Annotated in this window: 12 protein-coding genes; 5 read left to right on the forward strand and 7 right to left on the reverse strand. The window is 62.6% G+C overall.

The annotated features are described in order from the left end of the window. Positions 1-55: 55 nt before the first annotated feature. Genes GCN75_RS07530 through GCN75_RS07555 form a run of 6 tightly spaced genes read right to left on the reverse strand, consistent with a single transcriptional unit; the run spans position 56 to position 7,369 of the window. Positions 56-1,387: a sensor histidine kinase gene (locus tag GCN75_RS07530; protein ID WP_152282036.1), complete on the reverse strand. Its 1,332-nt coding sequence runs from the start codon at positions 1,385-1,387 to the stop codon at positions 56-58. After that, on the reverse strand, positions 1,387-2,739 hold the full coding sequence (locus tag GCN75_RS07535; RefSeq protein ID WP_152282037.1) for a sigma-54-dependent transcriptional regulator: 1,353 nt from the start codon (positions 2,737-2,739) through the stop codon (positions 1,387-1,389). The genes GCN75_RS07530 and GCN75_RS07535 overlap by 1 nt, the downstream gene beginning before the upstream one ends. A 28-nt stretch (positions 2,740-2,767) precedes the next feature. Continuing rightward, positions 2,768-4,006: an ABC transporter permease gene (locus GCN75_RS07540; RefSeq protein WP_152282038.1), complete on the reverse strand. Its 1,239-nt coding sequence runs from the start codon at positions 4,004-4,006 to the stop codon at positions 2,768-2,770. A gap of 28 nt (positions 4,007-4,034) precedes the next feature. Then, entirely contained in the window at positions 4,035-5,357 is a 1,323-nt protein-coding gene (locus GCN75_RS07545; RefSeq protein ID WP_152282039.1) for an ABC transporter permease, read from the reverse strand. A gap of 8 nt (positions 5,358-5,365) precedes the next feature. Continuing rightward, entirely contained in the window at positions 5,366-6,079 is a 714-nt protein-coding gene (locus tag GCN75_RS07550) for an ABC transporter ATP-binding protein (protein ID WP_099665745.1), read from the reverse strand. A 24-nt stretch (positions 6,080-6,103) separates the two neighbouring features. Beyond that, positions 6,104-7,369 carry an efflux RND transporter periplasmic adaptor subunit gene (locus GCN75_RS07555; RefSeq protein ID WP_152282040.1) on the reverse strand — a complete coding sequence of 422 codons (1,266 nt, stop codon included), beginning with the start codon at positions 7,367-7,369 and terminating at the stop codon, positions 6,104-6,106. Between the two features lie 246 nt (positions 7,370-7,615). Between GCN75_RS07555 and GCN75_RS07560 the strand changes: the two genes are divergently transcribed. Then, positions 7,616-9,199 carry a MutS-related protein gene (locus GCN75_RS07560; protein ID WP_152282041.1) on the forward strand — a complete coding sequence of 528 codons (1,584 nt, stop codon included), beginning with the start codon at positions 7,616-7,618 and terminating at the stop codon, positions 9,197-9,199. 9 nt (positions 9,200-9,208) lie between these two features. Here GCN75_RS07560 and GCN75_RS07565 read toward each other — a convergent pair whose 3' ends face one another. Further along, entirely contained in the window at positions 9,209-11,134 is a 1,926-nt protein-coding gene (locus GCN75_RS07565) for a phosphoethanolamine transferase (RefSeq protein ID WP_152282042.1), read from the reverse strand. 432 nt (positions 11,135-11,566) lie between these two features. On the opposite strand from GCN75_RS07565, the gene rpsL reads away from it, so the two are divergent. The 4 genes from rpsL to tuf all read left to right on the forward strand — a co-directional run bounded on the left by rpsL (position 11,567) and on the right by tuf (position 16,050). Further along, positions 11,567-11,950, forward strand: a complete 384-nt coding sequence (gene rpsL, locus GCN75_RS07570) for a 30S ribosomal protein S12 (protein ID WP_010394376.1) — start codon at positions 11,567-11,569, stop codon at positions 11,948-11,950. 152 nt (positions 11,951-12,102) lie between these two features. Beyond that, the gene (gene rpsG / locus GCN75_RS07575) at positions 12,103-12,573 is read left to right on the forward strand and encodes a 30S ribosomal protein S7 (RefSeq protein ID WP_010394377.1); all 471 of its coding nucleotides are present in this window, start codon (positions 12,103-12,105) and stop codon (positions 12,571-12,573) included. Positions 12,574-12,681: 108 nt separating this feature from the next. Beyond that, positions 12,682-14,787 carry an elongation factor G gene (gene fusA / locus GCN75_RS07580; RefSeq protein WP_152282043.1) on the forward strand — a complete coding sequence of 702 codons (2,106 nt, stop codon included), beginning with the start codon at positions 12,682-12,684 and terminating at the stop codon, positions 14,785-14,787. 72 nt (positions 14,788-14,859) lie between these two features. Next, positions 14,860-16,050 carry an elongation factor Tu gene (gene tuf, locus GCN75_RS07585; RefSeq protein ID WP_077398776.1) on the forward strand — a complete coding sequence of 397 codons (1,191 nt, stop codon included), beginning with the start codon at positions 14,860-14,862 and terminating at the stop codon, positions 16,048-16,050. Positions 16,051-16,071 lie beyond the last annotated feature (21 nt).

Raw genomic sequence — 16,071 nt, forward strand, 5'->3', positions numbered from 1 at the left:
TAATATTGAAAAATAATCGCACAGACGGTGATTGGAAAAATCGTTACGGTGGTAACTAGTTTCTGTCCGGCAAAGGAAGAATCAATGTCACCGCCAGGCCGCCGCCCTCGCGGTTGGCCAGCGTGATGCGCCCGCCATGGGCTTCGGCGATTTCGCGCGCCAGGGCCAGGCCGAGGCCCGTGCCGCTGCGCTTGGTGGAATAAAACGGCACCAGCGCGTTTTCCAGCACGGCGCCGTTCATGCCCGGCCCGCGGTCGCGCACTTCGATGCGCAGCTGCCCTTGCGCCTCGCTGACCTGCAGGCCGATATGCTCTTCCCGCGAGCCCGATTCCAGCGCATTCTTGAGCAGGTTGAGCAGCGCCTGCTGCATCTGCGCCGCGTCGAACACGGCGGCCTGGGCGGGCGGCGTGCCGTCGAGCGTGAAGGCCGCTTGCGAGGCCAGGCTGTCGAGAAACGGTTGCCACTCGCATGGCGCCAGGCGCGGCGCGGGCAGCTTGGCAAAGCGCGCATAGCCGAGGATGAAGGTTTCCAGGTGACGCGTGCGCTCCTCGATCGTGGCGAGGATTTGCGGCAGGCGTTCGGTCTGGCCGCGGCGCACCAGCTCGGCGCCCGAATGGGCCAGCGAGGCCAGCGGCGCCAGCGAGTTGTTGAGCTCATGGCTGATGACGCGGATGACTTTTTTCCACGTCTGCACTTCCTGGCGCCGCAGTTCCAGGGTCAGCTGGCGCAGCAGCAGCAGTTCATGCTTGCGCCCGTTCAAGCTGAAGCTGCGCCGCGCCAGGTGGTACACCTCTTCCTGTTCCCCTTCGCCGCTGGTGAACAGGCCGTCGTTGCGGCGCGCCAGCGCCTCGGCCAGGGCCGGCGCCGCTTCGCGCACGATGTCCGCCAGGTGGCGCCCTTCGAGCCGGCGGCCGTGATGCAGCAGCTGGCGCGCGGCCAGGTTGGCGTAGACGATGGCGCTGCCCTCGGCTACCAGCAGCATGGCCACCGGCGTGTTTTGCACCATGGTGTCGAGCAGCAGTTCGCGCTGCACCAGGTCCAGCCGCTGCTTGCGCAGCACGTCGCCCAGCGCATTGTGGGCCGCCACCAGGTCGGCCAGTTCATCGTTCTGCTGCCAGCGCAAGCTGAAGCCGAAGTCGCCGTCCTGGTAGCTGGCGACCGTGCCGCTCAGGGCGCGGAACAGCGACAGCATCGCCTGCAGCTGCGCGCGGATGGTAATGATGGCCACCGGCAGCACGCACAGCAGGGTGCCCGCCAGCACCAGCAGCGGCTGGCCTGGTAGAAAATGCGCGAGCAGCAGGGCGATGACGATGCCCAGCACCAGCAAGGTGACGATCAGCGCCGTCCAGCGCGTGAGCAGGGAGAGGCGTATGGGGCGGTTTGCCATCAGCCGCGCGCGATGCCCAGGCGTTCCATGCGCCGGTACAGCGCCTGGCGCGACAGTCCCAGTTCCTGCGCCGCCTGCGCCACCACGCCCTGCGCGCGCGCCAGGGCGGCGGTGACGCTGTCGCGGTCCGGTTCCGTCGCGGCGCCATCCTGCGGCGTGCGCGGCGCAGGCACGCCTGCCAGCGGCAAGCCCGTTTCCTGCGCGCGGATCACGGGACCTGCCGTCAGCAGGCTGGCGCGCTGCATGACGTTTTTCAGTTCGCGCACATTGCCCGGCCAGCCATGCGCCAGCAGGGTCGTTTGCGCCTGCGCATCGAGCGTTTTCTCGCTGCCCAGGAAATGCCGCGCCAGTACCAGGATGTCGAGCGGGCGCTGGGCCAGCGGCGGCAGGCGCAGTTCGATCACGTTCAGGCGGTAAAACAGGTCTTCGCGAAACGTGCCGGCCTTGATCATCGCCGGCAGGTCGGCGTTGCTGGCGCTGATGACGCGCACTTTCACCTGCCGCTCGCGGTTCGAGCCGAGGCGCTCGAAGCGTCCCGTTTCCAGCACGCGCAGCAGCTTCATTTGCCCGGCCAGCGGCAGGTTGCCTATCTCGTCGAGAAACAGGGTGCCGCCGTCGGCCGCATCGAACTTGCCGTCGCGCGCGCGGGTGATGCCCGTGTACGCGCCGGCCTCGGCGCCGAACAGTTCCGCCTCGATCAGGTCCACCGGCACGGCGCCGCAATTGAGCACCACGAAAGGACCGCTGGCGACCTGGGAATTGGCTTGCACGATGGCGGCGATGCGTTCCTTGCCGCTGCCGTTCGGCCCCGAAATGAGCACGGGCACGTCGGCGCGCGCCACCTGGCACGCCAGGTGCACCACGCGTTCGGTGGCCGGGTCTTGCCACACCATGCCGCGCAGGTCGAAGTCGTGTTCCAGAGCATGGCGCTGGCGCTGCTCGGCCACCACGCGCTGGCGCAGCGCGCGGCTGGCCTGCCCCAGCTCCAGCAGGTTCTGCACGCTGGCGATCAGGCGCCGGTCGTCCCATGGCTTGGCCAGGTAGTCGGCCGCGCCGGACTTGATCAGGTCGACGGCCGCGTCGAGCTGCGTCCAGGCCGTCAGCAGGACCACGGGCAGGTCCGGGTAGCGCGCGCGGATGGCGTGGAACAGCGCGCTGCCTTCCTCGCCCGAGGTGGTGTCGGCCGTGAAGTTCATGTCCTGCACCACCAGGTCGATGGCGTGGCGCTCGAGCAGCTGCAGGCCCTCCTCGGGCGAGGCGGCGCGCAGCGCATCGATCTCGTGCAGCGAAAACAGCACGTCGAGCGCGATGGCCACGGCGGCATTGTCGTCAATAATCAGTACGGTAGGCATGCGTGCAGCATATCACTCAGGTGCCGGCTCAGGTACTGCGGGTGGCCGTGGCCGGCGAAATACTGGCCGCGCGCCACGCCGGGCCGTACACGGCGCCCACGCCCAGCAGCCAGAACACCAGCGCGCCGGCCAGCAGGTAGCCGGGCGGCAGGCGCGCCATTTCCAGCTGGCTTACCAGCAGCTGATTCAGGCCCAGGGCCAGCAGCACGCCAGCCGCCACGCCGACGCTGGTGATCATGAAATTCTCCGTCAGGAAGTAGCGCAGGATGTCGATGCGGCGGGCACCGAGCGCGCGCCGCACGCCGATCTGCTTGCGCCGCTGCGAGACCCACAGGCTGGCGATGCCGACGATGCCGCTGGCCGTCACCAGCAGCAGCAGGGTGCTGACGGCGATGAGCATCCAGGACAAGCCCTGGTCGGCCAGATAGCGTGTCTTGCGGTGCTGCTCCAGGGTATCCGTGCGCACCAGCAGGCGCTCGCTGCTGGACGTGCGGATCGCCTGTTCCGCCTCCTTCATCAGGCGGTCGCGCTGGCCTGGCTCCGCCCGCACGGCAAACAGCAGCGAATCGCGTCCGCCCGTCAGGCGCGCCGGCAGGATGATCGAATACTCGCCCTGGGCGCTGACCTGGCCGGTTTGCGTCTGCAGCCGTTCCACCACGCCGATCACGCGCATCTCGTCATCGTTGTCGCCGGTGCCATTGAACAGGGGCTTGCCGACAAAGCTGGTTTCGCCGGGCCAGATCTTTTGCGCCGCAGCGCGCGTCACGATCACCACCTTGGGGAAGCTTTGATCGACGTCTTCATTGATTTCCAGGACTTCGTCGGGATGGAAATCGCGGCCTTCCACCAGCTTCAGGCCATACGTTGTGACCAGCGAATCGGGCGTGACGTACATCGAGGTGCCGGCGCTGGCTGCGGCCTGTCCCCGTTTGGCCGCGACGTTGGTGCTGCTGCCGGAACGCGACAGCACCGCCTGCGTGGTTTGCGCCACGGAGAGCACGCCCGGCACGGCGCGCAGTATCGCGGCCTGACGCTTCTGCTCGGCTATCTGGCGCTGCGGGCTGCCTTTCTCCATGCTCTGGACTTTGACATAGAAGATGTCGTTTTCGGCCGCCACGCCGGTGGGACGGGCGGCGATGGCCTGGCGCAGGTTGACGATGTACAAGGCGTTGGCCAGGATGGCCAGGCTGATGGCCACTTGCACGGCGACGAGCACGGCGCCGGTCTTGTTGCGCATCAGCGCCGACAGGATGGGGCGGATTTCCATGTGGGGCCTCATTGTGAAAAGGTGGGTGTCATTGGGATTTGAGCTGCATGGCCGGCGTGACCTGGCAGGCGCGCCAGGTGGGCAGCAGCCCTGCGAGCAAGGCCGCCAGTACGGAAACGGCAAACGTCAGCAGCAGCATCGGGACATCGAGGTGCGCCACGGTGCCCAGCTCTTTCGACTGCGAACTCACCACGGCCAGGGCGGCATAGGCCAGCAACAGGCCCAGCACGCCGCCGGCCAGGCCGATGACGCCGGTCTCGATCAGGAACTGGCGGAAGATGTCGCGCTGCGTGGCGCCCAGTGCGCGGCGGATGCCGACTTCCGCCGCCCGCACGGAGAACTTGGCCAGCAGCAGGCCGATGGTGTTGACCAGGCAGAGCAGCAGGAAGCCGAAGGCCAGCCAGGCGGCCAGCTTGTTGTCGTTGTCGACCACGTTCAGGAAATCGAGCCACTGCCTGACGTCGTACAGCATGTTGGGCGCATGGCGCGGCATGCGGCCCAGCTTGCGCTGTTCGGCCGCATAGCTGTCGAGATAAGCCTGCAGCTCGCTGCGTTCGCCGGCGCTGGCCATTTCGAACCAGAATTGCAGCCAGGTGCAGTCCGATGCCAGGGTGCCCTGGAAACCGGGGCCGCGCTCGACGCCGCTGCAGGCCATGCCGCCGTCATGCCCCGTTTCGTGGCGGATGGCGCTGGCAAACGGAATGAAGAATTCATCTTCCGTGCCGAAGGCGCCCTTGCTGCCGATGATGCGGTGCACGCGCGGCACGGGATCCCAGCGATCGAGCACGCCGCTGACCAGATAGGGACGTCCCAGCACCGTCACGCGCTGGCCCACGGGATTGACTGTGCCCAGCAGCTTTTCCGCCAGGGCGCGGCTCAGGACGATGACGTCGGCGCCGCTGGCGTCGTCGGCCTCGCTCCATGGCTGGCCGTACAGGAAGGGCACTTCAAACATGGCGAAGAAATCGCGCGTGGGCGCCAGGCCCTGGGCCCGGAAGGCGCCGAGGTCCCTGCGCGCCGGTTCCACGGGGCCGGCCACGCCGTACATGACGCTGCGGCGGATGCCCATCTTGCTGGCCATGAAGTTCTTCGCATCGGTATAGGCAAGCTGCGCCTGGCCGAAGCTGGGCTTGGTGCCCGGCGTATAGCCTTTCAAGGGAACCACATCGATCATCGGCACGAACAGGCGGTCGCTCTTGTGCGGCAAGGGGTCGCCCGACATGGCGTGCAGGATGGTCACGGTGGCCACGCTGGCGGCCACGCCGACAGCCAGGGTCAGCACCATCAATGCCGTCAGGGCGGGATTGCGGCGCAGGTTGCGCAGGCCCAGCTTGAAATAGTAGTGGAACATGGCGGCTCCTAGGCGGTCGCGTGCTGTGGCCTGGCCGACAGCGTGGCGCCATGCTGCACCAGGTCCGACACCTGGCCGTCGATGATGTGCACGTTGCGTTGCGAACGCAGCGCCAGTTCGGGATCGTGCGTCACCATCAGGATGGTCGTGCCTTGCGCGTTGATGTCCTCCAGCAGTTCCATCACGCCGCGCGCCATCTGCGTGTCCAGGTTGCCCGTCGGTTCATCGGCCAGCAGCAGTTTCGGCGAGCCGGCCAGCGCGCGCGCGATCGCCACGCGCTGTTGCTGCCCGCCCGACAGTTCGGCCGGATAATGCTTCATGCGCGAGGCCAGTCCCACTTTGGCCAGCGCATCCTCGATGCGTTCGCGGCGCTCGGCGCTGTTGAAGCCCCGGTAGCGCAGCGGCACGTCGACGTTGTCGAACAGCGACAGGTCGGGAATCAGGTTGAAACCCTGGAAGATGAAGCCCAGTTTTTCATTGCGCAGGCGCGAGCGGGCATTGTCGTCCATGCCCTTGACGTTGACGCCGTCGAGGATGTATTCGCCATCGGTGAACTCCTCGAGCAGGCCGGCGATGTTCAGGAAGCTCGTCTTGCCGGAGCCGGACGGTCCCGTGACGGTGACGAATTCGCCCTGGCGGACGTGGATCTCGAAGCCGCGCAGCGCGTGCGTTTCGATCATGTGGGTGCGGTAGATCTTGCTCAGGTTTTGCATGCGCAGCATGGGAAGCCTCCTCGTTGACTGAAATTAATTGAGTGCGACGCGGGCAGCGTTCGCGAAATTTTCCGTGCCGGCGACCACCACCTTGTCGCCCAGTTTCAGGCCGCCGAGAATCTCGACGGCAGAGATGCTGGTGGCGCCCAGTTTGATGGGCGTGCGGATCGCCACGCCATCGCGCACCACGTAGGCAAAGCGTCCGCCTTCGGCTTCGACGAAGGACCCGCGCGCCAGCATCAGCACATTGGGCCGCTCATCGATCAGCAGGCGTGCCGAGACGCGCTGGTTCTGGCGCAGGCCGGCCGGCTGTTCGCCGTTGAAGCGCACGCGCGCCAGCACCTGGTTCTTGACCACTTCGGGCGACAGCGCCGACAGCTTGCCGGAGGCGCGGATGGCGCCCGTCTCGATCTCGGCGCTCATGCCCAGGCCGATGTCGGCCACATACGTTTCCGGCACTTCCAGCTCCACCTCCAGCTGCGACAGGTCGACCAGGGTCATCAGGGCCGTGTTGGCTTGCACCACGCTGCGGTTGGCCACCGACAGCGTGCCGATGAAGCCATTGACGGGCGCGCGCACGGTCAGCTCGTCGACCCTGCGCTGGGCGTTGTCGCGGCTCAGGCGCTGGCGTTCCAGTTCGTTGACCCGGGTCTTCAGCGCCAGGGTCACGTCCTCGCCTTCCAGGCCCGCCGCCTGCGAAGCGTGCTTGCTGCGGATCTCGGCGGAATTCAAGGCATCCTTGGCCTTCTGGTAATCGATCTTGGCAATGATGCCCACCTGCGCCACGCTTTCATAGCGCTCCAGCGTGCGCTGGGCGGACAGGCGCTCGATTTCCGCCGTATCGGCTTCGCGCCGGGCCAGCAGTTTCTGTTTCTTGGCCAGGATCTGCTGGCGCGCCACTTCCGCTTCCAGCTGCTGCACGCTCGACTGTTCGCGCTTGAGCGCGTCCGACAGGTCGGGCGATTCCAGCACGGCCAGGATGTCGCCCTTCCTGACGGTGTCGCCGGCCTTCGCCTTCAGCGTGACGGTGGCCACCGTGGTCGAATACAGCGTGGGGCTGATGGCGGCCACCACGCGTCCGTTCACGGCGGCGTCGCGGATCAGGGTGCCGCGCGTGACGTCGGCGATGCGCAGGCGGTCGGCATTGACGGAATGCTCGCTGTTGCGCCAGCCGGCAACGGCAGCGATGGCGGCGCCGATGATGACGGCGGCGCCGGCCAGCAGCAGGGCGCGTTTCTTGTGGCGCTGGCCCGGCGGGGTGGACAGTACGGCGTCTTGGGAAGAGGTATCGCGGATCATGGTCGGGTCTCGTGAAGGATGCCTTTTCCACTGCACGATCCGTGCCAGTTGTTAAGTCGTTGATTTGGATGGAAAAAATTCCGGCGTCCGGCTGTCCGCCGTGTCCGCGCCGTCCAGGCGGTGTCCGCGTGCGGCGCACCGCCGCGGCGTTTGCGCATGGATCTTGATATTCTGGCAATCGACCTGAACTGCTGCCCAGGCAGTGATGGCGCGCGGCGCCATGCTGGCCCCTTTCTTTGGAGCATGATGTCGCCTTCGCCCTCCCTTTTTGCCCGCCTGCGCCCCTGGCTGCGTCAGTTTGCCAGCCTGCCCGAACCGGCGGAACTCGATTATCCATTTGTCGCCAGCGACATCGCCATGTTGCAAAGGATCGAGGGTGGTTTGCCCCAGCTCGACGACCAGACGTGGGATGAAATGCTGCTGGACGCCTACCATGCGCAGCTTGCCACGCAGGCCAGCATTCTCGGCCAGCAGCGATTGCATCAGCGCCTGGCGAGCGGTACGGCGGACGCCGCCTCGCGCGCGCGCATCGCTGCCCTGCTGGCGGCGCCGGCCCAGCAGGCGGCGCTCGAGCAAGCCATGCTGCCGCTGCGTACGGCCGACATGGAAGTGGCCGCCTTGCTGTGCGGCGCCCCGCCGCCGGCACCGCCGTGGTGGAGCCGCTGGTTGCTGCTGCCGACACTGGCGCTGCTGGCGTTGCTGCTGGCCGCGTGGCTGTTTGCGCCGCTGGCATGGGCCGTCGCGGTACCCGTCTGGTTCTTGCTGATGGCGTTGCAGATGCGTTTTCACGACCGTTGCAAACCGTGGGAGCGCAGCGTCTTGACGTTACAGCAGATACTGCTGGTGCATGGCCGACTGGGGGCGCTCGACACGGCGTTCACGGCGGACCTGCGGGAAGGCGGGCGGGCTGCCGGCGTGATCAACCGGCAGATCACGCCGGTGCGCTGGATCAAGATGATTCCCCTGCTGAGCGAATACGACGACTGGCTCATGCTGGGCAATATCCGGCGCTACTTTCACAGCCTGCGCGTGGTGCGGCGAGAACGCGCCTTCCTGCGCCAGAGTTTCCTGCTGCTGGCCGACCTGGAGGCGGACCTGGCCCTGGCGCGCCACCTGCGCGGCCGCGCGCAGTTCTGCTGGGCGCAGGAAAGCGATGCGCGGCAGCTGTCGCTCGACGCCATGGTGCATCCGCTGCTCGATGGCGCCAAGCCGTTGTCGCTGCGCCTCGATGGCCGCGGCGCCTTTATTTCGGGCCAGAATGCGGTGGGAAAAAGTACCTTGCTGCGCGGTGTGGGGCTCAATCTGGTCAGCGCGCGCGCCTTCGGCTTTTGCTATGCGCAGGCGGCCCGGGTGCCGCTGCTGCCCCTGTATTCGAGCATGCAGAACGAGGACTCGCTCGACGGCGGCGAAAGTCTCTATATCGCCGAATTGCGGCGCGCGCGCGAACTGCTGGCGCTGGCCGAGGAAGGCGCGCCGGCGCTGTTCCTGATCGACGAGATTTTCCGCGGCACGAACCACCTCGAATCGGTGGCGGCCGCCGCCGCCGTGCTGCACAGCCTGGCGGCGCAGCACCTGGTGATCGTCTCGTCGCACAACCTGGTGCTGGGGCCGCTGCTGGAAGACTGCCTGGCGCCGTGGTGCGTGCGCCGCGATGACAAGGGCGCGCTGCAGCTGGCGCCCGGCGTGCTGCAAGCCACGAATGGCATTGCCCTGCTGGCGCAGCGCGGCTTCGACGCCCGCATCGCGGACAAGGCGGGCCGCGTCTTCGACTGGCTCAGCACGCACATGGCGCAACCGGCCGATTGCGGCGGCGTGCTCGAACGGGCCTGATGGCCGTCCTTACTTGTCCTGCTGCTCCGGCGTGCTCTTGTCGATCACTTCGCGGCAATCCCCGCGGATGATGGCGTTGTCGTAGTTGGTCCAGCCGTAGCTGTCGACGTAGCGCTTGTGCTGCTTGAAGCGGGGGCTGGCGATGCTCCACTCGGGCTGTTCGCCGGCAAAGCGGATATCGCCCAGGTCGAGCAGGGTGTGGAACATGTTTTCCGTCGACAGGCGCGCCTTCTGGTGGCGCTGCAGCTGCGTCACCTTGTCCGGATAGTGCTGCTGGAACTGCGGCGAATACCAGACGAAGGCGGGCACGTGGAATTCGAACTGCGTGTTATGCCCGTGGAAGGCCAGGCGGCACGTGCCGTCGTACAGGGTCTGGCCATGGTCGGCCACGTAGACGAGCGAGCTGCGCAGGGCAGTGCGCTGGCCATCGTCCTTCAGCATGCCGATCACGTTCGACAGGAACCAGTCCGTGTACAGGATGGAGCTGTCGTAGCTGTTGTTCAGCTGGGGCTTGATGGCCGTGTCCGTGTAGACGGGCTTGTCGACGCCGAACAGCGACGGCTGCCACTTGTCGAAGGACTTCGGATAGCGCTGGCTGTAGTTCCAGTGGCTGCCCAGGGTATGCAGCACGATGAGTTTTTTCGGCGCCGGATCGGCCAGCGCATTCTTGAACGGATCGAACAGGATCTGGTCGAAGTTCGAATTGTTGGTGAAGCCGCCCAGGTTCAGGAATTGCACCACGTCCGCTTCCTTGGCAAACACGGAGACGGGCGTATCGAACTGGCCGAACGAGATCTGGTTCGACAGCCAGTAGGTCTTGAAGCCGGCTTCCTTGTAGGCGGTGAGGAAGGATTTTTCCGAGAAGCCATCCTTCAGGCTTTGCGTGGCCGGCTTGCGCGAGATGATGACGGGCACGGACAGGCGCGTGGCGGAGACGGCCGTGATGACGTCGGCCAGCGGCACCAGGTTGCTTTCCTGTTTCAGCAGGGGATTGGTGTCGCGTTCGTAGCCATTCAGGCTCCAGCGGTCGTAGCGCGACGATTCGCCGATCACCATGACCACCACTTCCGGATGGGGATCGGGATTTTGCTGGTGCGCGCCGAAACGGAAGCTGCTGCTTTTCTGACCCAGTTCGGCCAGGTATTTGCGCTCCTTGTAGAAATCGAAGCCGCGTGCGGCCAGGCCGAAGGGCCAGGAATTGCTGACGGTGTCGAAGGCGTAGGGCAGGCGCGCCCAGTGGGGCAGGCTGGGCCAGCCCAGTCCCGTTTCATCGGCGCCGGCGACGCTGGCGTTCTCCGGCTTGCTGCTTTCCTCGTCTTCCTCGGCCGCCTCGTCGTCGGCCGAGCTGGCGTCGCCGAAACCGGAGGCGCCCGCCTTGCCGCTCGCCGACGGCTTGCCGGCTTTGGCGGACGCGGCAGCGCTATGCAGGACCTTGGCCTCAAAACCGAATTCGTAGCCATACCACCAGAAGCCGCCCAGCAGGACCAGCAGCACGAAGGCGGCCGGGCGCGTCTTGCCGCGCCAGTCGAGCGCGCGCGTGCGCGCGGCCGCCAGCCAGCTGGCAGCGCACCAGGCGATCACGCCCAGCATGACGGCGCCCATCAGCCACACTTTTTGTCCCAGGAATTCCATCGCTTCCTTGGGGCTGGTTTCAAAGATGATGCCCAGGTGGTGCGTGGAAATGCCCTGGCCATAGAAGATGAACAGGTAGATTTCCGTCGGCAGGGCGAGGAAGGCGGGCACCAGCAGCCAGTGGAAGTACGCGGGACGCTTGAAGATGCTCCAGACGGCCAGCCAGGCCAGCAGCTCGAACGTGAGCATCTGCCAGGGATGCTCGAGCGGACGTCCCAGCAGCGCGGGGATGAAGGGCACGGCCGTCAGCAAGGCATAGGTCAGGAGCAGGAACAGATTGGCGGGGCGAAGCAAGGGGTGCATAAAGGGGGCGGGAACGCAGCGAAAAATGTCCGCTATTATCAATCCTTTTGTTGTGTTGCGGTCATACAAGAATGCGTCCGTGCGAGGCTTTGCTGCAGAGAAAGAATGTCAAATCATCAATTGCCGCGCGGTGCCGGCGTGCGCGCCCGGGCGCCAAAGATTAGTCAAAATGCCACAAACAAGCGGCTTTTTTGCCTTTTTTTATAGCAAAAAGCGGTAAACTGATTGACCCCCTGTAACACAAGGTCTAAACTAGCGAGTTCTCGATTTTATTCTGCTCATCGTTTACGTATTGCTTGGCATTTCATGGCCGCTCCTTATCGAGTGGCTGCGGGCGCCTCCGGTGCGCAGTAGATGAAAGCGGGACGAGGTTTTAGTCGCCGGGCATCTTGCCCGGGTTATTAATCGTAGTTTTTTGTTGGATTTATAACGATGCCAACCATCAATCAATTGATTCGCAATCCACGCGTCGCTTTGACCGTGAAGAGCAAATCGCCGGCGCTGGAAAACAGCCCGCAAAAACGTGGCGTCTGCACACGTGTTTACACCACGACTCCAAAGAAGCCTAACTCGGCTCTGCGTAAAGTCGCTAAAGTTCGTCTGACCAATGGTTTCGAAGTGATTTCGTACATTGGCGGTGAAGGCCATAACCTGCAAGAGCATAGTGTTGTGCTGCTGCGCGGCGGTCGCGTTAAGGATTTGCCGGGTGTGCGTTACCACATGGTTCGCGGTGCCCTGGATACCCAAGGCGTTAAAGACCGTAAGCAATCGCGTTCGAAGTACGGTACCAAGCGCGCTAAAGCAGGCAAGAAGTAATAAGTTGTACGCAGCAAACCCAAGTTTCGCTCAGTGGCAACTAGCTAAGTGAATGTAGTCGACCGCATCTGGTCGAGTAAGTGGAAGACTATGATGGTCGTCCGCGAGTGTGCGAAGAACGCGCGCTCAACTGAAGATTGAAAGGAATTGATATGCCACGTCGTCGTGAAGTACCCAAGCGCGAAATTTTGCCAGATCCAAAATTCGGCAACACTGATGTCGCTAAATTTGTAAACGTGCTGATGCTGTCCGGTAAGAAATCGGTTGCAGAAAACATCATCTACGGTGCTTTCGAGCACATCGCAGCAAAATCGGGCAAAGATCCGCTCGAAGTTTTTGCTACCGCAATCAACAACGCCAAGCCGTTGGTTGAGGTGAAATCCCGTCGCGTCGGTGGTGCAAACTACCAGGTGCCGGTCGAAGTTCGCCCAGTCCGTCGTATGGCTCTTTCCATGCGTTGGTTGCGTGAAGCTGCTAACAAGCGCAGCGAAAAATCGATGCCACAACGCCTCGGCGGTGAGCTGATGGAAGCGGCTGAAAGCCGCGGCGGCGCGATGAAAAAACGCGACGAAGTCCATCGTATGGCTGAAGCGAACAAAGCGTTCTCGCATTTCCGCTTCTAATATAAAGCCAGCTACCGCAAGGCGGCTGTCAAGCATCTGTTGTTCGAGGCCGGGCTCATTTTTGCAAAAAAATGCTGCTCGGTTTTGTCCATTCATTTAGGATTAATTATGGCCCGCAAGACCCCCATTGAGCGCTATCGTAATATCGGTATCTCCGCTCACATCGATGCAGGTAAGACGACCACGACCGAGCGCGTCCTGTTCTACACAGGCGTGAACCACAAGCTGGGCGAAGTCCATGATGGCGCTGCCACCACCGACTGGATGGCACAAGAGCAAGAGCGCGGTATCACGATTACCTCGGCTGCTGTTACGTGCTTCTGGAAAGGCATGGCTAACAACTTCCCAGCTCACCACATCAACATCATCGACACCCCAGGCCACGTTGACTTCACCATTGAAGTGGAACGTTCGATGCGCGTGCTGGATGGCGCCTGCATGGTTTACTGTGCAGTCGGCGGCGTGCAGCCACAATCGGAAACGGTATGGCGTCAGGCTAACAAGTACAAAGTGCCACGTCTGGCCTTCGTGAACAAGATGGACCGTACCGGCGCCAACTTCTTCAAGGTCTACGATCAGATGCGTTCGCGTCTGAAAGCAAACCCAGTGCCAATTCAGATGCCTATCGGCGCTGAAGATGTCTTCACCGGTGTTATCGATCTGGTCAAGATGAAGGCCGTCATTTGGGACGACGCTTCGCAAGGCATGAAGTTTGAATACGGCGACATTCCTGCCCACCTGGCCGCTGATGCTGCCAAGTGGCGCGAGAACATGGTCGAAGCCGCTGCTGAAGCATCGGAAGAGCTGATGAACAAGTACCTGGAAGAAGGCGACCTGTCGGAAGCCGAGATCAAGGCTGCCTTGCGTCAGCGTACGATCGCCAGCGAAATCGTTCCAATGTTGTGCGGTACCGCCTTTAAAAACAAGGGCGTACAAGCGATGTTGGACGCGGTCATCGAGTACCTGCCATCGCCTATCGACATTCCACCTGTTCCAGGTCTGGATGACGACGAGCAGCCAGTCGAGCGCGCAGCCGACGACAATGAGAAGTTCTCGGCATTGGCGTTCAAGATCGCAACCGATCCGTTCGTGGGTCAGCTGTGCTTCATCCGTTGCTACTCGGGTACCCTGAATTCGGGCGACTCGGTGTTGAACTCCGTGAAGCAGAAGAAAGAGCGTATCGGCCGTATCGTGCAGATGCAAGCGAACGAACGCGAAGAAATCAAGGAAATGCGCGCTGGCGACATCGCCGCCGTTGTGGGTCTGAAAGACACCACCACCGGCGATACGCTTTGCGACGAAAAGGCAAGCGTTGTTCTGGAGCGCATGGTCTTCCCTGAGCCAGTGATTTCCCAGGCAGTTGAGCCAAAAACCAAGGCCGACCAGGAAAAAATGGGCTTGGCGCTGAACCGTCTGGCAGCAGAAGATCCATCGTTCCGCGTGCGTACCGATGAAGAATCGGGCCAGACCATCATCGCCGGTATGGGCGAGTTGCATCTGGACATCATCGTTGACCGCATGAAGCGCGAATTCAACGTTGAAGCGACCGTCGGCAAGCCACAAGTGGCTTACCGCGAAACGATCCGTAAAGTGTGCGAAGAGTCGGAAGGCAAATTCGTCAAGCAATCGGGTGGTCGTGGTCAATACGGTCACGTGGTTCTGAAGATCGAACCGCAAGAACCGGGCAAGGGCTTCGAATTCGTTGACGCGATCAAGGGCGGTACCGTTCCTCGCGAATACATCCCTGCAGTTGAAAAAGGTGTGCGCGACACGCTGACTTCGGGCGTGATGGCTGGCTACCCAGTCGTTGACGTTAAAGTCACGCTGTTCTTCGGTTCGTACCATGATGTTGACTCGAACGAAAATGCATTCCGCATGGCCGCTTCGATGGCATTCAAAGATGGCTGCCGCAAAGCATCGCCAGTCATCCTGGAGCCGATGATGGCCGTGGAAGTGGAAACGCCGGAAGATTACGCCGGTACCGTGATGGGCGATCTGTCGTCGCGTCGCGGCATGGTGCAAGGTATGGATGAAATTGCTGGCGGTGGCGGCAAGATCATCAAGGCCGAAGTACCTCTGTCGGAAATGTTCGGTTACGCCACGTCGTTGCGTTCGTCGACCCAAGGTCGTGCGACTTACACGATGGAATTCAAGCACTATGCTGAAGCACCTAAGCATGTGACTGAAGCAATCGTAAGCTCGAAAGCTAAGTAATAGAAGTTCCGGGCCGGCTTTCACGAGAATGCCGGTCCCTACATTTAAATCATTGTTCTAAGGAAGAATAAAATGGCAAAAGGTAAATTCGAACGGACCAAGCCGCACGTCAACGTCGGCACCATCGGCCACGTCGACCACGGTAAAACCACGCTGACCGCTGCAATCGCAACGGTTCTGTCGAAGAAATTCGGCGGCGAAGCTAAAGCATACGACCAGATCGATGCGGCTCCAGAAGAAAAAGCGCGCGGTATCACGATTAACACCGCCCACGTCGAGTACGAAACGGAAACGCGTCACTACGCGCACGTTGACTGCCCAGGCCACGCCGATTACATCAAAAACATGATTACCGGTGCTGCCCAGATGGACGGCGCGATTCTGGTGTGCTCCGCAGCTGACGGCCCAATGCCACAGACCCGCGAACACATCCTGCTGGCCCGCCAAGTTGGCGTTCCATACATCATCGTGTTCCTGAACAAGTGCGACCTGGTCGACGACGCAGAGCTGCTGGAACTGGTTGAAATGGAAGTGCGCGAGCTGTTGTCGAAGTACGAATTCCCAGGCGACGACCTGCCAATCATCAAAGGTTCGGCACGTATGGCGCTGGAAGGCAAAGAAGGCGAAATGGGCGTTGACGCAGTGCTGCGTCTGGCCGATGCGCTGGATGCCTACATCCCAACGCCAGAGCGCGCTGTTGACGGTGCATTCCTGATGCCAGTAGAAGACGTGTTCTCGATCTCGGGTCGCGGTACCGTTGTGACCGGTCGTATCGAGCGCGGCATTGTTAAAGTCGGCGAAGAGATCGAAATCGTTGGTATCACCGATACCGTCAAAACGACTTGCACCGGCGTGGAAATGTTCCGCAAATTGCTGGACCAGGGTCAAGCAGGCGACAACGTTGGTCTGCTGCTGCGCGGCACCAAGCGTGAAGACGTGCAACGTGGTCAAGTTCTGGCAAAACCAGGCTCGATCAAGCCACACGCCCACTTCACCGGCGAGATCTATGTTCTGTCGAAAGACGAAGGCGGCCGTCATACGCCATTCTTCAACAACTATCGTCCACAGTTCTACTTCCGTACGACGGACGTAACCGGTTCGATCGAGTTGCCAGCAGACAAAGAAATGGTTATGCCAGGCGATAACGTGTCGATCACCGTCAAGCTGATCAACCCGATCGCGATGGAAGAAGGTCTGCGCTTCGCTATCCGCGAAGGCGGCCGTACCGTCGGCGCTGGTGTTGTTGCAAAAATCATCGCTTAATTACCAAGCGACTTGAAAAGA

Origin of the sequence: Janthinobacterium violaceinigrum (genome assembly GCF_009208555.1) — a bacterium.
Lineage (GTDB): Bacteria > Pseudomonadota > Gammaproteobacteria > Burkholderiales > Burkholderiaceae_D > Janthinobacterium > Janthinobacterium violaceinigrum.